Source organism: Kitasatospora sp. NPDC093550 (assembly GCF_044764985.1).
In the GTDB taxonomy this organism is placed as follows: domain Bacteria; phylum Actinomycetota; class Actinomycetes; order Streptomycetales; family Streptomycetaceae; genus Kitasatospora.
The window spans coordinates 15,500-33,722 of record NZ_JBIWJF010000009.1 but is presented as its reverse complement, the minus strand read 5'-3'; the positions used below and the strand labels follow the sequence as shown (position 1 = coordinate 33,722).

Below are 18,223 nucleotides of genomic sequence, written 5' to 3'. Positions count from 1 at the left end.
TGCTAAGGGGATACCCACCGCGCACCGCCCAAAGCGGGCCAGATGTATCGTCGAGCGAAGCGATATCCGATCGCGACCACAACGCGAGGTCCGATCGTTGTACGAATGGCGGGATTGCTCCCAGAAATGGGCGACCCGGGACAGAAACGGCAGGGGACCATGTCGGTGACCGAGCAGACCGCGGCGGCGACCGAGGAGCTGGAGGTGTGGATCGACCAGGACCTGTGCACGGGCGACGGCATCTGCGTCCAGTACGCACCGGAGGTCTTCGAGCTCGACATCGACGGCCTCGCCTACGTGAAGGGGCCGGACGACGAGCTGCGCCAGCAGCCCGGGGAGACCGCCCCGGTGCCGCTGACGATCCTTCAGGACGTGGTGGACTCGGCGAAGGAGTGCCCCGGCGACTGCATCCACGTGCGCCGGGTCGCCGACCGGGTCGAGGTGTACGGCCCGGACGCGGAGTGACCCGCCCCGAGCCCCTCAGGTCTGGCTGACCGGGGCGGCGGCCTGGGAGCGTTCCCAGCCGCCGCCCTTGCGCGTCCAGGTGAGTTCCAGTGAGATGTCGGGCCGGAAGCGCGGCACGTCCTCGCTCGAATACCCCTGCGCGCGGCCGGTGATGGCGCCGTCCGAACGCACCGCGAGCCGGCTCACGGTGAGGTTCTCGCGCTCGGTGAGCAGGGTGGCCAGCACCGTCGGGCGCTCACCGGGGCCGAAGCCGAGCAGGAAGACGGCGTCCGGCGGGGTGCCGGTCTCGGTGGCGCAGTGCGCGGCGACCACGGTGCCCGGGCGGCCGTCAGCCAGCTCGGCGGGCACGCTGATCGCCGCCTTGACCGGGAACGGGCCGCAGTCGAGGGGCAGTTGGGCCTGGGCCGGGTCGGGGGCCGCGCTCGCGGCGAGGGCCTTGGGGGTGCCGTGGGCGGGCACCGGGGTGCCGGTCGCCGGGGAGGCGGCGAGGGCGGCGCCCGTCAGCGCGGCGCAGCCGGCCACGGAGAGGGCCCAGTGCCAGGGAGTGGTGCGCGCGTGCCCGGTCCGGGTGCCGCCGCGCGGTGTCTGCTGTCCAGCCGTCGCCTTCGTCCCGACCGCGGTCTCCACCAGGCGTCCCCTCCAGAGCTCCAGGAGCTGTCTGCGAGCGAGCATCGTCCCACACCCGGTCGACGGGAAGACCGAGGGGTGGCACGAGATCGCTCGTGCCACCCCTCCGCGGTGAGTGCGGGCTCAGCCCAGGTCGGGCTGGTCGCCCTCGACGGCGCGCGAGGCCTTGCGGGCCGCGGCGCGCTCCTGCAGGGTCGGCTCGGGCGACCCGCTGTCGTAGTCCTCGCCGTACGCGCCCTTGGCCGGACGGCGGCGGCGCAGCGGCGGCTCGACGCCGTCCGCCAGGCGGCGGGCGGTGAGCAGGAAGCCGGTGTGGCCGATCATCCGGTGGTCCGGGCGGACGGCCAGGCCCTCCAGGTGCCAGGTGCGGACCATGGTCTCCCAGGCCTGCGGCTCGGTGAAGGTGCCGTGCTCGCGCAGCGCCTCGACGGTCTTCGACATCTGCGTGGTGGTGGCCACGTAGCAGCAGATGAGGCCGCCGGGGACGAGCGCCTTGGAGGCGACGTCCAGGCACTCCCAGGGGGCCAGCATGTCGAGGATGACGCGGTCGACGTCGGTCTCGACCAGGTTGTCCTGGAGGTCGCCGACGGTGAGCTTCCACGCCGGGTGCGGACCGCCGAAGTAGCGCTCGACGTTGCCCTGGGCGATGTCGGCGAAGTCCTGCCGGCGCTCGTAGGAGGCCAGCATGCCCTGCTCGCCGACGGCGCGCAGCAGGTAGGTGCTGAGCGCGCCCGAGCCGACGCCGGCCTCGACCACGCGGGCACCCGCGAAGATGTCGGCCATCGCCAGGATCTGACCCGCGTCCTTGGGGTAGATCACGGCGGCGCCGCGCGGCATGGACAGGACGTAGTCGGGGAGCAGGGGGCGCAGCGCGAGGTACGGGACGTTCCCCGTGGTGCGCACGACCGTGCCTTCGGGGGCGCCGATCAGCTCGTCGTGGGGGAACGCACCCTTGTGGGTGTGGAACTGGTTCCCGGCCTGGAGCGTGAACGTGTAGTGGCGACCCTTGGGGTCGGTCAGCTGGACCTGGTCCCCGACCTGGAAGGGCCCGCGTCGGCGGGCGGCACCGGTCGGTTCGGACATGCGGACAATCCTAAGGGAAGCGGAGCGTCCCGCCCGACCACGGTGATCATCCGGTCCGCCCGGGCGGGCGGCTCAGCGCCCGGAGACGGCGGCGGTCAGGCGCTGCTCGATGTCGCTGAGCGCCGCGACGCCGTACACCCGGCCGTCCGCCTCGACCACCAGGTACTCCCCGGCCGGGGTGGTCTGGACGGCCCGCAGCAGGTCCTCGCCGCCCAGGTCGGCGTCCAGCCGCAGCCCGGGTTCGAGGTCGCGGGAGAGCGGGCCGACGGCCACCCAGGGGCGGCGGTGCTCGGGTACGGCCCGGACGGCGGACTCGCGGACGAGGGCGATCGGCTCGCCCCGGCCGTCCACCACGACCACGGCGCCGGCCTGGGCCTCGTGGGCGCGGCGCATCGCCTCGCCGAGCGGGGTGTCGGCGGTGACCTCGACGGCCCGGCGGGCGAGGTCGCGCAGCCGCAGGCCGGGCAGCGCCTCCTTGAGCCGGGCGTTGCGCACGCTGCCGGTGGCACCGTTCCAGATGATCGCGGCGAGCACGGCGGCCAGCACCGCGTCGACCAGGGTGTCGGTGGTGGTGCGCTCGACCCCGCGGGCGGCGCTGACCAGCGGCAGGCCGAACAGCACGACGACGGCCAGCGCCCGGCCGACCCAGGCGGCGGCCACCGTGCCGGTCATCGGCTTGCCGGTGACCGCCCAGACGACGGCGCGCAGCATCCGCCCGCCGTCCAGCGGCAGGCCGGGCAGCAGGTTGAAGGCGGCGACGACCAGGTTGGACACCATCAGGCCGGTGAGCAGCACTCCGGGCACGCTGGACAGGTCCACGGCCCGCACCCCGAGGTAGAACAGGCCGCCGAGCACGAGCGAGAGCAGCGGGCCGACGAAGGCCAGCCAGAACTCGCGCCAGGGCGTGGTGGCCTCGTTCTCGATCTCGGAGACGCCGCCGAAGAACTGCAGCTGGATCCGCCGCACGCCGAGCTTGTAGCGCAGCGCGACCAGGGTGTGGGCGAGCTCGTGGACCAGGACGGAGGCGTAGAAGGCGACCGCGAAGGAGAACGCGACCAGGTAGCGGGCGCCGCCGAGGTCGGGGAGCACGTCGTCCAGCTGTCCGCCGAACACCCAGGTGATCAGCGCGGCGATGACGAACCAGGAGGGGGTGACGTAGATCGGCACGCCGAACGGCCGGCCCATCAGGAGGCCGCCGCGGCGCTCCGGCGGCTGCCCGGCCGGGCGCCCGCGGTCGTCCCGCGGCGGCTGGTCGGAGGTCTGCTGCCCCCTGCTGTCGCTCACCGTGATCCCTTCGGTCGTCTCCCCCGTCGTGCCCCGGTGCGCCCACGCTACGTGATCGCGGCCCTCCGGCGCCGTGCGCCCCTCTCTCCGGCTCATACCCGTTGTGCGGGGTCCCGGCAGCACGGTGGCAGCGGGATGACAGCGAAGGGCAATAGGGTCATAGCCATGCAGCAGACCGACACCACCGCCGCCCCGGAGGCCCCGGAGCGCCCGGCCGCGCCGCCGACCGGCCTGTCCCCGTCCCGGGCGGGGGACTTCCTCACCTGTCCCCTGCTGTACCGGCTGCGGGTGATCGACCGGCTGCCCGAGCCGCCGAGCGCGGCGGCCACCCGGGGCACGCTGGTGCACGCGGTGCTGGAGCGGCTGTTCGACAGCCCGGCGGCCGAGCGCACGCCGGAACGGGCGCTGGGTCTGCTGCGCCCGCAGTGGGAGCGGCTGCTGGGGGAACGGCCGGAGCTGGGCTCGTTGTTCCCGGACGACCCGGACGGCGCCGCCCTCACCCGCTGGCTGGCGGACGCCGAGAAGCTGGTCGGCCAGTGGTTCCGGCTGGAGGACCCGACCCGGCTGCACCCGGTGGAGCGCGAGCTGTACGTGGAGACGGCCCTGGAGTCGGGGCTGCTGCTGCGCGGCTACATCGACCGGGTCGACGTCGCCCCGACCGGCGAGGTCCGGCTGGTGGACTACAAGACCGGCCGGGCGCCCTCGCGGGACTTCGAGGGCAAGGCGATGTTCCAGATGAAGTTCTACGCACTGGTGGTGTGGCGCTGGAAGGGCGTGATCCCCAAGCGCCTCCAGCTGGTCTACCTCGGCGGCGGCGGGGACGTGGTCAGCTACGACCCGGACCAGGCCGACCTGCTCGCGGTGGAGCGCAAGCTGCAGGCGCTCTGGGAGCGGATCACCCACGCGGTGGCCACCGGGGACTTCCCGGCCACCCGCAACCGCCTCTGCGACTGGTGCGACCACCAGGCCAGCTGCCCGGAGTTCGGCGGCACGCCGCCGCCGTACCCGCTGCCGCTGGCCCGTACGTCTGATGAAGACGATCCCACGGGGGATCCGATGAGCAAGGAGTCCTAGTGACGATCCGAGTGCTGCTGGTCGACGACCAGCCGCTGCTGCGCACCGGTTTCCGGATGATCCTGGAGGCCGAGTCCGACCTGGTGGTGGTCGGTGAGGCCGGCGACGGTCAGCAGGCGCTGGACCAGGTGCGGGCGCTGCAGCCCGACGTGGTGCTGATGGACATCCGGATGCCGCGGATGGACGGCGTCGAGGCGACCCGCCGGATCGCCGGCCCGGGGCGGGACGGCCCGGCCAAGGTGCTGGTGCTGACCACCTTCGACCTGGACGAGTACGTGGTGGAGGCACTGCGCGCGGGCGCCAGCGGCTTCCTGCTGAAGGACGTCCCGGCCGAGGAGCTGGTGCAGGCGATCCGGGTGGTCGCGGACGGCGCGGCGATGCTGGCGCCGAGCATCACCCGCCGACTGCTGGACATGTACGCCACCAAGCTGCCCTCGGGCGACGAGGCGCCGCCGCAGGCGCTGGGCGCGCTGACCGACCGTGAGCTGGAGGTGCTGAAGCTGGTGGCGCGCGGGCTCTCGAACGCGGAGATCGCGGCCGAGCTGTTCGTCAGCGAGACCACGGTGAAGACCCACGTCGGCCATGTGCTGACGAAGCTGCAGCTGCGCGACCGGGTGCAGGCGGCGGTGTACGCGTACGAGAGCGGCCTGGTGCGCCCGGGCACCCTGTAGGCGGCCCGCGGGCCCGCCGCAGCCCCTCCCGGCCCGCAGTGGCCCGCGGTGGCCCGCAGTGGCCCGCAGTGGCCCGCGGAAACGTGACGGCGGCCCGTCCGCTCCCCCGGTGACGGGGGAGCGGACGGGCCGCCGTGCCGCGTTCGCTACTTGGTGCGGCCGATCTCCCAGAAGCGGAAGACGCCGGTGGTGTCGACGGTGGACTCGACACCGGTGACGTACGAACGGAACGCGTAGAAGGCCTTGTTCTGGTACAGCGGGATCAGCGGCGCGTTCTCGGCCTCGATCTGCTGGATCTGGCCGTAGCCGGCCGCGGCCGCGCTGCGGTCGGCCTGCTTGAGCGCGTCCGGGACCAGCTTGCCGCTGATCCGCGGGTCGTCCCAACCGTGGTGGTAGGCACCGCCGTTGACCAGCAGCGGGGCGATGTAGTTGTCCGGGTCGGGGTAGTCTGCGAACCAGCCGATCACGTACGCCTGGTACTTGCCGTCGGCCCAGCCCTTCTTGTAGGCCTCCCAGTCCGCCTCCTGCTGGACGGTGACCTGGAAGAGGCCGCCGGCCTCCAGCTGCTTCTTGAGGGTGTCGGCCTCGTTGCTGCCGGCCCGCGAACGGGACCAGGTGAGGTTGAGCTTGACCGGGGTCTGGACCTTGGCGTCGGTCAGGATCTTCTTGGCCTTGGCCACGTCCTGGTCGCCGTAGCGGTCGAAGAAGGCGGTGGTGTGGCCGGTGACGCCGGCCGGGACCATCGCGTAGAGCGGCTGGACGGTCCGGGCGAAGACGTCGCGGGCGAGCGCCTTGCGGTCCACCAGCTGTGCGGCGGCCTGGCGGACGGCGACGTTGCCGCCGACCGGGTCCTTGGTGTTGAAGACCAGCGAGCGGGTGTCGTTGCTGTCGCCCTCGGTCACCTGCAAGTCGGCCTTGCCGCCCTGCTGGTCGGAGCGGATCTGGGCGGCGGTGTTCGGCTCCAGGCTGTTGTCGGTGAGGTCGACGTCGCCCTTGTCCAGCGCGGCCTTCAGGTCCTCGGCCTTGTCGAAGTACCGCACGGTGAACTTGTTGTTCCGCAGCTTGGCGTCGCCGGTGAACTTGTCGTTGGGCAGCAGCACGACCTTGCCCAGCTGCTTGCCGGCCATCTCGACCGAGTCGACGCGGTACGGGCCGGAGCCGATCACCTTGTCGTTGGCGAGCGCCTTGTCGGCCGGGAAGACCTGGTGGTCCACGATGGCGCCGGCCGGGCTGGCCAGCTTGGCCGGCAGGGTGGCGTCGGGCGTGTTCAGGTGGAAGAGCACCTCGGTGTCGCCCTTGGCCTCGACCGACTTGATCGAGGAGAGCAGGGAGACCGGGCCGCCCGGGTCGTTGATCTTCTTGACCCGCTCGATCGAGAAGACCACGTCCGCGGCGGTCAGCGGGTGACCGTTCGAGAACTTCAGCCCGGACCGCAGGGTGCAGTGGTACTCGGTGGCGTCGCCGCCGGTGAACTCACAGGACTGCGCGGCGTCCGGGGTGGGCGTGCTGGCCGCGGCGGGGAAGGCCAGCAGCGACTGGAAGGTGTTGCGCAGGACCAGCCAGGAGCCGGAGTCGTAGGAGACCGCGGGGTCCAGCACGCCGCTCAGCTGGGCGGTGCCCATGGTGATCGACTTGCCGCTGTCCCCCTTCACGGCGTCGGTCACCGATCCGCAGCCGGCCACCGTCACGGCGACCAGACCGGCACAGCCGAGTACTGCGAGGCGTTCAGCTGAAGTCTTCACGGGGCGCGTCCTTATCGGTGGCACGAAACCCGAGTAGCGTGCCATATCGAACACGCACGACCGATACCCGCGAAGATGACGTTTGGGAAACGGCGCGGTGGGGCATCACGGCACGCCCGACGAGATGTCAGCCAATGCCCGTTTTCTCCCCCGAACCCCCGGGGCGGGAGCCCCGCCGGACTCCGTACCGGCCGGTAAGGGCGGTCGGCAATGAGATGACAATCACACTCGCGAGGGCCCTCTCCCTCAGACCCGCGAGGCCACCAGCGAACGCAGCAGGTCGAGGTCGACCTGTTCCAGCGAGGGCAGCACCAGCCGTCCCGGAGCCGGCTCGATCACCGCCACCGAGGGCACCGCGACCACCGGACAGCCGGCCGCCTCGCCCGCGCGCACGCCGGTCGGGGTGTCCTCGACCACCACGCAGCGGGCCGGCTCCGCGCCCAGCCGACGGGCCGCCTCCAGGTACGGGTCCGGGAACGGCTTGGTGCGCGCCACCTCGTCCCCGCCGATGGTGAAGGCGAAGTGGTGGGCGCCCAGGGAGCGCAGCACGATGTCGATCACATGCCGGTGCGAGGCGGACACCATCGCGGCCGGGATCCCGTGCGCGGCAAGGGTGTTGAGCAGCCGCTCGGCGCCCGGCATCAGTGGCACGCCGTCGGCCAGCAGGTCCACGAAGCGCTGGTTGACCAGCACGCCCAGGTCGGCCGGGGCGATGTCCGCGCCGGTCCGGGCGACCAGGTAGTCCATCACCCTGGTCATCGGTCCGCCGACCACGTGCGCCCGGTCCGCCTCGTCCAGCTGGTGCCCCAGCTCGGCGAAGAGCGAGACCTCGGCCTGCCACCAGAAGTCCTCGGTGTCCACCAGCGTGCCGTCCATGTCCAGCAGCACCGCCTGCAGGCCGCGGTCGTCGCCGTGGTCGAGGACGCGGGTGGCAGTGGGGCTGGTGGTCATGGCGGGATCCCTTCGACAGGCCCCGGGCGGGCCCGGGGATGGCACGGGCCGGCCCGCTGGTCAGCGGACCGGCCCGTTCAGGATCATCAAGGATACGCCCGCTTCGTCCGGAAAGAGCGAACGGAGAAGGACGTACGGGTTACCGCGCGTTGAAGTACTTCGCCTCCGGGTGGTGGATCACGATCGCGTCGGTGGACTGCTCGGGGTGCAGCTGGAACTCCTCGGAGAGCACCACGCCGATCCGCTCGGGCTTCAGCAGCTCGGCGATCTTGGCGCGGTCCTCCAGCTCGGGGCAGGCCCCGTAGCCGAGCGAGAAGCGGGCGCCCCGGTACTTGAGCGCGAACATGTCCTTGACGTCCTGCGGGTCCTCGCCGGAGAAGCCCAGCTCGTAGCGGACCCGGGCGTGCCAGAACTCGGCCAGCGCCTCGGCCAGCTGCACCGACAGGCCGTGCAGCTCCAGGTAGTCGCGGTAGGAGTTCCCGGCGAACAGCTCGTTGGCCGCCTCCGAGATCCGGTTGCCCATGGTGACCACCTGCAGGCCGACCACGTCCCGCACGCCGGACTCCTCCGGGCGGAAGAAGTCGGCCAGGCAGAGCCGGCGGCCACGGCGCTGGCGCGGGAAGGTGAAGCGGGTGCGCTCGGTGCCGTCCTCGTGGAAGACGATCAGGTCGTCGCCCTTGGAGTTGGCCGGGTAGTAGCCGTAGACCACGGCCGCCTCCAGCCAGCCCTCGGTCTGCAGCCGGTCCAGCCACGCCCGCAGCCGCGGCCGGCCCTCGGTCTCCACCAGCTCCTCGTACGACGGGCCCTCGCCGCTGCGTGCGGCCTTCAGGCCCCACTGGCCCTTGAACAGCGCGTCCTCGTCCAGCCAGGAGGCGTAGTCGGCGAACGGGATGCCCTTGACGATCCGGTCGCCCCAGAACGGCGGGGTGGGCACGGCGTTGTCGACGGCGACGTCGGAGCGGATCTGGCCGAGGTTGACCTCCGGCTCCGGCTCCTCCACCTCGACCCGGGCGTGCCGGCGCTGCTTGAGCTCCGGCAGGGTCGCGCCGGGCACGCCGCGCTTGACCGCGATCAGCGCGTCCATCAGCCGCAGGCCCTCGAAGGCGTCCCTGGCGTAGCGGACCTCGCCCTCGTAGATCTCGTGGAGGTCCTGCTCGACGTAGGCCCGGGTGAGGGCGGCGCCACCGAGGATCACCGGGTAGCTGGAGGCCAGCTTGCGCTGGTTGAGCTCCTCCAGGTTCTCCTTCATGATCACGGTCGACTTCACCAGCAGGCCGGACATCCCGATCACGTCCGCCTTGTGCTCCTGCGCGGCGTCCAGGATCGCCGAGACCGGCTGCTTGATGCCCAGGTTGACCACGTTGTAGCCGTTGTTGGACAGGATGATGTCGACCAGGTTCTTGCCGATGTCGTGGACGTCGCCCTTGACGGTGGCGAGCACGATGGTGCCCTTGCCCTCGCTGTCGGACTTCTCCATGTGCGGCTCCAGGTGGGCCACTGCGGTCTTCATCACCTCGGCGGACTGGAGCACGAACGGCAGCTGCATCTGGCCGGAGCCGAAGAGTTCGCCGACCACCTTCATGCCGGCCAGCAGGGTGTCGTTGATGATCTCCAGCGCCGGGCGCCCGGCCAGCGCCTCGTCCAGGTCGGCCTCCAGGCCGGCCCGCTCGCCGTCGATGATCCGGCGCTGCAGCCGCTCCTCCAGCGGGAGCGCGGCCAGCTCCTCCGCCTTGGAGGCCTTGACCGAGGCCGAGGAGACGCCCTCGAACAGCTCCAGCAGGCGCTGCAGCGGGTCGTAGCCGTCCCGGCGACGGTCGTAGACCAGGTCGAGGGCGGCCTCGCGCTGGTCCTCGGGGATCCGGGAGATCGGCAGGATCTTGGAGGCGTGCACGATCGCCGAGTCCAGACCGGCCTCCACGCACTCGTGCAGGAAGACCGAGTTGAGCACCACGCGGGCGGCCGGGTTGAGGCCGAAGGAGATGTTCGACAGGCCGAGCGTGGTCTGCACCTTCGGGTGCCGGCGCTTGAGCTCGCGGATCGCCTCGATGGTCTCGATGCCGTCCCTGCGGGACTCCTCCTGGCCGGTGGCCAGGGTGAAGGTGAGGCAGTCGACCAGGATCGAGCCCTCGTCGATGCCGTAGTCGGCGGTGAGCTCGGCGATCAGCCGCTCGGCGATCTCCACCTTGGTGTCGGCGGTGCGGGCCTGGCCCTGCTCGTCGATGGTCAGCGCGATCAGGCCGGCGCCGTGCTCGCGGGCCAGCGAGGCGATCCGGCCGAAGCGCGAGTCGGGGGCGTTGCCGTCCTCGTAGTTGACCGAGTTGAGCACCGCGCGGCCGCCGAGCGCCTCCAGGCCGGCCCGCAGCACGTCCGGCTCGGTGGAGTCCAGCACGATCGGCAGGGTGGAGGCGGTGGCCAGCCGGCCGGCGATCTCCTTCATGTCGGCGACGCCGTCGCGGCCGACGTAGTCCACGCAGAGGTCCAGCAGGTGCGAGCCGTCCCGGATCTGGTCGCGGGCGATCTCCACGCAGGCCTGCCAGTCGCCGGCCAGCATCGACTCGCGGAACTTCTTCGAGCCGTTGGCGTTGGTGCGCTCGCCGATCGCCAGGTAGGAGGTGTCCTGGCGGAACGGCACCGCCTGGTACAGCGAGGCGGCGGAGGGCTCGGGCTGCGGCCGGCGCGCGGTGAGCTCCCGCCCCTGGACCCGCTCCACCACGGCGCGCAGGTGCTCGGGCGTGGTGCCGCAGCAGCCGCCGACCAGCGAGAGGCCGTACTCACGGGTGAACACGTCGTGCGCCTCGGCCAGTTCGGCCGGGCTCAGCGGGTAGTGGGCGCCGTCCTTGCCGAGCACCGGCAGGCCCGCGTTGGGCATGCAGGACAGGCCGATCCGGGCGTTCTTGGCCAGGTAGCGCAGGTGCTCGCTCATCTCGGCGGGGCCGGTGGCGCAGTTGAGGCCGATGTAGTCCACCCCGAGCGGCTCCAGCGCGGTGAGCGCGGCGCCGATCTCGGAGCCGAGCAGCATGGTGCCGGTGGTCTCCACCGTGACCTGCACCAGCACCGGCAGGTCCAGTCCGGCCTCGGCCAGGGCGCGCTTGGAGCCGAGGATGGCGGCCTTGGTCTGCAGCAGGTCCTGGCTGGTCTCGACCAGCAGCGCGTCGGCGCCGCCCGCGATCAGACCGGCCGCGTTCTGCTGGAAGCCGTCGCGCAGCGTCGCGTACGGGGCGTGGCCGAGGGTCGGCAGCTTGGTGCCGGGGCCGATCGAGCCGAGCACCCAGCGGATGCGGCCGTCGGCGGCGCTGTGGCCGTCGGCGCACTCGCGGGCGATCCGGGCTCCGGCCTCGGACAGCTCGAAGATCCGCTCGGAGATCTCGTACTCGCCGAGGGCCGCGAAGTTGGCGCCGAAGGTGTTGGTCTCCACGCAGTCCACGCCCACGCCGAAGTAGGCCTCGTGGACGGAGCGGACGATGTCGGGCCGGGTGATGTTGAGGACCTCGTTGCAGCCCTCGAGGTTCTGGAAGTCCTCCAGCGTCGGGTCCTGCGCCTGGAGCATGGTGCCCATCGCACCATCGGCGACCACCACCCGGGTGGCGAGCGCTTCACGCAGGGCGTTCGCGCGACTCTGCTGAGTGATGGACGGGTCGGCTGCAGTGGCCATGGGGCTTCTCCCTGGTGCGACGGCTGTCGGCTTTGCACGCCCGCTTGGTCGGGCACGCACGTGGCCAGCGTATCCGGCCGACGGGTCGGCTTGCGGACCCATTCCGTATCCTGAGCGCTCGACCGCAAGGGGGGAGCAAGTGCGTGACGCGGTTCCGGGCCTTCGGGCGGCAAACCGGCAAGACCCTGACGGCCCCGTTCCGGGGGCTGCGTGACCGCTGGCGCCGGTGGTCCCGGTGGCGGCGGGCCCTGTTGGTCCTGGCCCTGGTGGCGGCCGTGCCGGTCGCCGCACTGGGCTCGCTGTTCGTCTCGATCCGACTGCACTACTCGGGTGAGCCCGCCGCCGAGGCCCGCACCCGGGGCCGGGACGCGGTCTGGCTCGGCCACGCCTGGGTGGACGGCCGCAAGACCGAGGCCGACGTCGACGCCCTCGTCCGGCAGCTCTCCGGCACCGGCGTTCGCGACCTGTACGTGCACACCGGCCCGCTGGAGCACGACGGCTCGCTGCCGCCCGCCGTCCACCCGCGGGCCCGCTGGTTCACCGACGCCGCGCACCGGGCGCTGCCGGGCGTACGGCTGCAGGCCTGGCTGGGCGACGAGGTCAAGCCGGAGAAGGACGCCCTGGACCTGGAGGACGCGCCCACCCGGGACCGGGTCACCGCCTCCGCCCGGCAGGTGCTCGACCTCGGCTTCGACGGCGTGCACTTCGACCTGGAGCCGATCCGCCCCGGTTCGGCCGGCTGGCTGGCCCTGCTCGACCGGGTCCGCCCGGTCACCGCGGCGCGCGGCGCCGTGCTCTCGGTGGCGGCCCCGCAGATCGACCCCGTCCCGGGCCTGCACACGGCCGGCATCCTGCTCACCGACCACGGCAAGTGGTGGGACCGGGCGTACTTCGCCGCCACCGCCCGCCGGGTCGACCAGATCGCCGTGATGACCTACGACACCTCGATGCCGACCGAGCCGCTGTACGGCGGCTACGTCGCCCAGCAGACCGAGCTCGCCCTGCGGGCCACCCCGGCCGACGTGGACCTGCTGATCGGCCTGCCGTTCTACTGGGACGACAAGTGGGGCCACTGGGGCCGCGCCGAGACCGTCGACGCGGCCGTCCGCGGTGTCCGGCTCGGCCTGGGCCGCCAGGACCTGCGGCGGCCCCGCTTCGGCGTCGCCCTGTACGTGGACTTCGCCTCGACGCCGGAGAACTGGGCGTCCTACCGGCGCGGCTGGGTGGACGCGACGTAGCCCCCCCTTCGGGATCCGGCCGGCCTGGTCAGGCGGCCATCCGGTGGGCCAGCGCGCCCAGGTAGCGGTGCACGGTCGCGTCCTCACCGGTGACGTAGTGCGAGACGGCCCGGTAGAGCGGCCGGCGGACCTCGCCGCGTTCGGTGACGGTCAGCGAGCAGCCCGGCCCGGCCGGGGTGAGCACGTACGTCCAGGTGCCGCCGTACGGCAGGTCCGGGTCGGCGATGCCGGTGACCAGCCGGCGCGGGGCCTCGCTGGCCACCACCTCGTACGTGGTGTGCCCGTGCCGGTCGTACTCGCGCCAGCGCACCCGGCCGCCGGCCGCGGCGGGCAGCCGCTCGACGTGGGTGAGGCCCGGGCGCCAGGCCGGGTAGAGGTCGATGTCGGTCAGCACGTCCCAGACCGCGCCGGGCGCCTGGGCGAGGTCCAGGCCGCCCTCCGTGACGTGTTCCACCGGCAGCCGGCGCCCGGCCCGGTCCGCCGCCAGCACGGCGGCACCGGCCAGGGCGGCCACACCCGCGCCGGCGCCGATCCACAGCCATCGGTTCATCGCTCGGCCCCTTCCACCCGGCCCCCGCCCGTTCATCATCGCGCCGCCGGGCCGGGGCGGCACGCCCGTCGCGCTGCGCCACCGGGCGGACGCGGCCCGCGCCCGCCCGACGCCCTGACGGTCCGTCAGCCGCCCGGGGCGTGATATCCGCTGGATCGGGGCGGCCGGCTCCCCCAGACTGTCCCGGTGCCCGGCCGCGGAGCGCATCAAAGCCCGTAGGCTGGGCAGGTAGGGACCATGGGGCGAGGCGTTCCATGGGAGACGAGAGGTTCGACAGTCGGCAGCCGGCCCGTCGGCGCCCCGGCAAACCAGCCGGGGCGGCACCGGTCCAGCCGCCGACCGGAGGGAGACGCTGGGTGATCGAGCTGGAAGATGTTCCCGAGTTGATCGACCCGGTGATGGTCTGCGCCTTCGAGGGCTGGAACGACGCGGGCGACGCCGCCTCCGCGGCCCTGGCGCATCTGGACGAGACCTGGGGCGGCAAGGTGTTCGCCGCCCTGGACGCGGAGGAGTACTACGACTTCCAGGTCAACCGGCCCACGGTCTGGCTGGACGGCGGGATCCGCCGGATCACCTGGCCGACCACGCGGCTCTCGGTGATCCGGGTGACCGAGCCGACGACCAGGGACGTCGTGCTGGTCCGCGGCATCGAGCCGAGCATGCGCTGGCGCTCGTTCTGCAACGAGCTGCTGGGCTTCGCGCACGAGCTGGGCATCGAACTGGTGGTGATCCTGGGCGCGCTGCTGGGCGACACCCCGCACAGCCGCCCGGTGCCCGTCAGCGGGGTCACCTCCGACCCGGAGCTGGCCCGTCGGCTGGACCTGGAGGAGAGCCGCTACGAGGGCCCGACCGGCATCGTCGGCGTGCTCCAGGAGGCCTGCACGCACGCCGGGGTCCCGGCCGTCACGCTCTGGGCGGCGGTGCCGCACTACGTCTCGCAGCCGCCGAACCCCAAGGCCACGCTGGCCCTGATCAACAAGCTGGAGGACCTGCTGGACCTGCGCATCCCGCCGGGCGAGCTCGGCGAGGACGCCCGGGCCTGGCAGCTCGGTGTGGACCAGCTGGCCGCCGAGGACAGCGAGGTCGCCGAGTACGTCCAGCAGTTGGAGGAGGCGCAGGACACCGCGGAGCTGCCGGAGGCGTCCGGGGACGCCATCGCCCGCGAGTTCGAGCGCTACCTGCGCCGCCGGGAGAACGTCGGGCCGACCGGCGAGAAGCCGGTGTCCGGGCACGCCACGGCGGAGCGGCCGGCCGAGCCTGAGCCGCCGGGCGGCAGCCGGGAGAGCCAGGACGGCGCCGAGGAGGAGTAGTCCTCGGCGGGAGAACGCCGAAGGGGCGTCAGGACGACGGTCCTGACGCCCCTTCGGCGTTGTCGGCTCCCGGCCTACAGTGCGACGCCCAGCAGGGCGTCCACGGTGCGGCTCACCAGACCGGGCGCGCCGATGTCGGTACCGCCCCCGGCCTCCTGCCGCTCCGCCCAGCGGTCGACCGCGGCCAGCGCGGCGGGCGCGTCCAGGTCGTTCGCGAGCGCGGCGCGGACCTCGGCGAGCAGCTGCTCGGCCGGCGGGCCGTCCGGGCGGGAGACCGCGGCGCGCCAGCGGGCGAGGCGCTCGACGGCCTCGTCCAGGACGTCCTTGGTCCACTCCCAGTCCGCGCGGTAGTGGTGCGAGAGCAGCGCCAGGCGGATCGCCGCCGGGTCGACGCCCTCACGGCGCAGCGCCGAGACGAACACCAGGTTGCCGCGCGACTTGGACATCTTGTGGCCGTCCAGGGCGACCATGCCGGCGTGCACGTACGCCTTGGCGTACGGGTGGGTGCCGGTGGCGGCCTGGGCGTGCGCGGCGCCCATCTCGTGGTGCGGGAAGGAGAGGTCGCTGCCGCCGCCCTGGATGTCGAAGGACATGCCGAGGTACTGCAGCGCGATGGCGACGCACTCGATGTGCCAGCCGGGGCGGCCGTGGCCGAGCTCGGTGTCCCAGGCCGGCTCGCCGGGGCGGGCGGCCAGCCAGAGCAGGGCGTCCAGCGGGTTGCGCTTGCCCGGGCGGTCCGGGTCGCCGCCGCGCTCGGCGAAGACCGGGCGCATGGCCTCGCGGGTGAGGCCGGAGACCTCGCCGAAGTGCGGGTCGGCGTCGACCGAGAAGTAGATGTCGCCGTCCACCCGGTAGGCGGCGCCGGAGGCCAGCAGCTTCTGGACGATCGGGACGATCCACGGGATCGACTCGACGGCGCCGATGTAGTGCGCCGGCGGGAGCAGCCGCAGCGCGGTCATGTCCTCGCGGAACAGCGCGGTCTCGCGCTCGGCCAGGGCGGTCCAGTCCTGGCCGGTCTCGACCGCGCGCTGCAGCAGCGGGTCGTCCACGTCGGTCACGTTCTGGATGTAGAGGACGTCGTGGCCGGCGTCCTTCCAGACGCGCTGGACCAGGTCGAACGCGTTGTAGGTGGCGGCGTGGCCCATGTGGGTCGCGTCGTAGGGGGTGATGCCGCAGACGTAGATCCGGGCGGTGCCGTCCTGCGGCACGACCTCTCGGACCGTACCCGCTGCGGTGTCGTGGATGCGGAGGGGGAGCCCCTGACCAGGCAGGGCGGGAACCTCGGAGGCGGGCCAGGCATGCATGGAAACAACTTTAACCTTGCGAACATTTGAAAGCCTAACCAGTGCGCAAGATCGACTGGATTCGGTTCCTGTCATTGCCCGACCGCTTCCCGACTGGTATGGCGCGATTCTCCGGTCAATCAGTGACTGTTTCCGCCCTGGTCCGGGCAGGCATGAGCTCCCTGGTCCGGGCGGGCATGAGCGCCCGGCCGGCCCTGCCGCCGACCGGGCGCCCGGCTCCCCGGGGACGCGACCGGAGCCGCTACGGCCGCTGCCAGAGGGCCGGCACGTTCGGCGGCTCCCAGCCGACCATGGCGGTGTGCGCCTGGAGGCAGAGGTAGGAGACGCCGGAGTAGGTGACGCGGTCGCCCGCGCGGTAGGAGGTGCCGGGGGCCCAGCTGCCGCCCGGCGGCGTGCCGGGCGTCCCGGTGGGGGTGGCGGTGGGCGTGGGGCTCGGCGTGCCGGGGGTCTGCGGCACGTTCAGCACGAAGTCGTAGCTGCCCTCGCGCACCGGGCCGTTCTGCCGGACGTTCATCAGCAGCCGGGCGTCGTAGATGCTGTCGGTGCTGTTGCGCGGCTCGCCCGGGAAGTACAGCTGGGTGGTGACGACCGGGCGGCCGGGGGCCTGGAGCTTGACGTGGAGGTGCCGGGTGCGGCCCGGGTAGAGGCCGGGCACGATGGTGTCCAGCCGGAACGCGCCGTTCGCGCCGGTGAACTGGTGGCCGCGGAAGGTGTAGCCGACGTTGTCGTAGGCGCCGTTGCCGTCGGCCTGCCAGAAGTCCAGCAGCACCCCGGGGACGGGGCGGCAGGCGCGGCCGAAGACGTAGCCGCTGACGGTCAGCCGGGTGCCGGGGCCGTCGTCGACCATCGAGCCGCGCAGCGGGGAGTCGGGCTTGAAGTAGGGGCCCTCGGTCTGCTCGACCGTCGGGTCGTCGCCGTCGTGGCACTCGGGGGTGAGGTCCGGGGTCCGGCCGGTGCCGGCCTGCTCGCGGGCCAGTGCGGCCCCGCCGCCGATCAGCAGCGGGGCGGCCCCGAGCACGGCGGCGGCCTTCAGGACGGTCTTGCGGCTGATCATGCCGTCGGGCTCGGGCATGCGCCGTCTCCTTCTCGTGAGGCGGGGTGGTGGGGGCGGGCGGGGGTGGGGGCGGCCCTTGCCATGGTGGGGGCATGACAAGGGCCGGACCGGTCGCCCGCCCGTGCGCACCGGACCGGCCACCGGTGGCCAGCAGCAAAACTACGGGCCGTCCGGCGCCACCGCGATGGACATGATCCGGGGATCGTGGTGATTTCCGTCGACCCTGGCCCGGAACTCCCCCGGCGTCATCCCGGTCTCCCGCCGGAAGAAGCGGCAGAAGTACGCCGGATCCGCGAAGCCCGCCTCCTTGGCGACCTGACGGATCGTCAAATCCGTGCAAGCGAGCAGCCGTTTGGCCTCCAGGGTCTGCTGCCGGCGGATGAGACCGCCCGGGGTGCGGCCGGTGGCCTGCTTCACCAGGGTCTGCAAGTGCCCCGGGGAGACGCCGAGTTCCTGGGCGATGGAGGCCACCGAGTGCCGGACCCCGCCCGGCCGGGCGATCAACCGGGTGAAGGCGGCGGCGACTTCGGCCGGCCGGCCGGGCACCGCGGGGCGGTCGGCCGGGGCGCAGGCACGCAGCGCCCGGACGATCAGGATGTGCAGACTGGCCCGCAGCACGCCCTGGTAGCCGGGCGCCCTGGTCAGGAACTCGTGCTCCATGTCGGCGAACAGGGCGCCGATCGCCCCGGCCTGGTCGCCGAGCCCGCGGGCCGGGCGGGCGGCCAGCGCCCGTAAGGCGGCGAGGTCCTGCGGATGGCCGAGCAGGAAGTCCTCGTTGAACAGCAGGACCCGGCCGGTGAGGTCCTCGGCGTCCGCCCAGTAGTGCACCTGGCCGGGTGTGATCACGCACAACTGCGGTGGCTCCAGCGGCCGGTGGACCAGGTCCAGGACGTGGGCGCCGCGGCCGCCGGTGACGTGGACGATCTCGTGGAACGAGTGCCGGTGGGGGAAGCCCGCCCGGGAGAGCGGGCCGATCGCGTCGAAGCTGCCGATGGCGAAGGGGAGCACGTGCGGCAGCGGGACCTGCAGGCGGTGCAACGGCAGGTCCGGCGTGGTTCGGGGGGTGGGGGTGGTCCGTCGCGCGTCCATCGGAGCAGTGTGCGACCTGTTCCGGCGACAGGTCCAGACCATCGACCCGCCACCCTCACCGTCACCGCCCTGGGCACCGTCACCGTTGCCGCCCTGGGCACCCTCACCGTTGCCGTCAGGTCACCGCCG

The 18,223-nt window shown here is 72.8% G+C and carries 15 protein-coding genes; 5 read left to right on the top strand and 10 right to left on the bottom strand.

Translation table 11 applies throughout. The annotated features are described in order from the left end of the window. Positions 1-159: 159 nt before the first annotated feature. Complete coding sequence (locus ACIRD3_RS16330; protein WP_402216436.1) at positions 160-465, top strand: ferredoxin; 306 nt, start codon at positions 160-162, stop codon at positions 463-465. A 15-nt stretch (positions 466-480) separates the two neighbouring features. Here ACIRD3_RS16330 and ACIRD3_RS16325 read toward each other — a convergent pair whose 3' ends face one another. From ACIRD3_RS16325 to ACIRD3_RS16315, 3 genes are all read right to left on the bottom strand, one after another. After that, positions 481-1,137 carry a hypothetical protein gene (locus ACIRD3_RS16325; protein WP_402216434.1) on the bottom strand — a complete coding sequence of 219 codons (657 nt, stop codon included), beginning with the start codon at positions 1,135-1,137 and terminating at the stop codon, positions 481-483. Positions 1,138-1,215: 78 nt separating this feature from the next. Further along, a complete protein-coding gene (locus ACIRD3_RS16320) occupies positions 1,216-2,175 on the bottom strand; it encodes a tRNA (adenine-N1)-methyltransferase (protein ID WP_402216432.1) in 960 nt (319 codons plus the stop codon). 72 nt (positions 2,176-2,247) lie between these two features. Beyond that, entirely contained in the window at positions 2,248-3,459 is a 1,212-nt protein-coding gene (locus ACIRD3_RS16315) for a site-2 protease family protein (RefSeq protein WP_402216429.1), read from the bottom strand. Between the two features lie 165 nt (positions 3,460-3,624). Between ACIRD3_RS16315 and ACIRD3_RS16310 the strand changes: the two genes are divergently transcribed. After that, complete coding sequence (locus ACIRD3_RS16310; protein WP_402216426.1) at positions 3,625-4,533, top strand: RecB family exonuclease; 909 nt, start codon at positions 3,625-3,627, stop codon at positions 4,531-4,533. After that, a complete protein-coding gene (locus ACIRD3_RS16305) occupies positions 4,533-5,204 on the top strand; it encodes a response regulator (RefSeq protein WP_402216424.1) in 672 nt (223 codons plus the stop codon). The genes ACIRD3_RS16310 and ACIRD3_RS16305 overlap by 1 nt, the downstream gene beginning before the upstream one ends. Before the next feature lie 146 nt (positions 5,205-5,350). Here ACIRD3_RS16305 and ACIRD3_RS16300 read toward each other — a convergent pair whose 3' ends face one another. From ACIRD3_RS16300 to metH, 3 genes are all read right to left on the bottom strand, one after another. After that, entirely contained in the window at positions 5,351-6,946 is a 1,596-nt protein-coding gene (locus ACIRD3_RS16300) for an ABC transporter substrate-binding protein (protein WP_402216422.1), read from the bottom strand. A 246-nt stretch (positions 6,947-7,192) separates the two neighbouring features. Beyond that, complete coding sequence (locus tag ACIRD3_RS16295; RefSeq protein WP_402216421.1) at positions 7,193-7,897, bottom strand: HAD family hydrolase; 705 nt, start codon at positions 7,895-7,897, stop codon at positions 7,193-7,195. Positions 7,898-8,036: 139 nt separating this feature from the next. After that, the gene (metH, locus tag ACIRD3_RS16290; RefSeq protein ID WP_402216419.1) at positions 8,037-11,549 is read right to left on the bottom strand and encodes a methionine synthase; all 3,513 of its coding nucleotides are present in this window, start codon (positions 11,547-11,549) and stop codon (positions 8,037-8,039) included. Positions 11,550-11,692: 143 nt separating this feature from the next. Between metH and ACIRD3_RS16285 the strand changes: the two genes are divergently transcribed. Next, the gene (locus ACIRD3_RS16285) at positions 11,693-12,787 is read left to right on the top strand and encodes a hypothetical protein (protein ID WP_402216417.1); all 1,095 of its coding nucleotides are present in this window, start codon (positions 11,693-11,695) and stop codon (positions 12,785-12,787) included. Positions 12,788-12,815: 28 nt separating this feature from the next. Here the strand turns inward: ACIRD3_RS16285 and ACIRD3_RS16280 are convergent, their stop codons facing one another. Continuing rightward, a complete protein-coding gene (locus tag ACIRD3_RS16280) occupies positions 12,816-13,337 on the bottom strand; it encodes an SRPBCC domain-containing protein (RefSeq protein WP_402216415.1) in 522 nt (173 codons plus the stop codon). Positions 13,338-13,693: 356 nt separating this feature from the next. On the opposite strand from ACIRD3_RS16280, the gene ACIRD3_RS16275 reads away from it, so the two are divergent. Beyond that, positions 13,694-14,647 (top strand): PAC2 family protein, encoded by a 954-nt coding sequence (locus ACIRD3_RS16275; RefSeq protein WP_402216412.1) that lies wholly within the window; start codon positions 13,694-13,696, stop codon positions 14,645-14,647. A 74-nt stretch (positions 14,648-14,721) separates the two neighbouring features. On the opposite strand, the gene mshC is transcribed toward ACIRD3_RS16275, so the two are convergent. The 3 genes from mshC to ACIRD3_RS16260 all read right to left on the bottom strand — a co-directional run bounded on the left by mshC (position 14,722) and on the right by ACIRD3_RS16260 (position 18,094). Beyond that, a complete protein-coding gene (gene mshC / locus ACIRD3_RS16270) occupies positions 14,722-15,951 on the bottom strand; it encodes a cysteine--1-D-myo-inosityl 2-amino-2-deoxy-alpha-D-glucopyranoside ligase (RefSeq protein ID WP_402216410.1) in 1,230 nt (409 codons plus the stop codon). 241 nt (positions 15,952-16,192) lie between these two features. Then, positions 16,193-17,023 carry a carbohydrate-binding protein gene (locus tag ACIRD3_RS16265; RefSeq protein ID WP_402216407.1) on the bottom strand — a complete coding sequence of 277 codons (831 nt, stop codon included), beginning with the start codon at positions 17,021-17,023 and terminating at the stop codon, positions 16,193-16,195. A gap of 141 nt (positions 17,024-17,164) precedes the next feature. Next, a complete protein-coding gene (locus ACIRD3_RS16260; protein ID WP_402216405.1) occupies positions 17,165-18,094 on the bottom strand; it encodes an AraC family transcriptional regulator in 930 nt (309 codons plus the stop codon). Between the last annotated feature and the right edge of the window lie 129 nt (positions 18,095-18,223).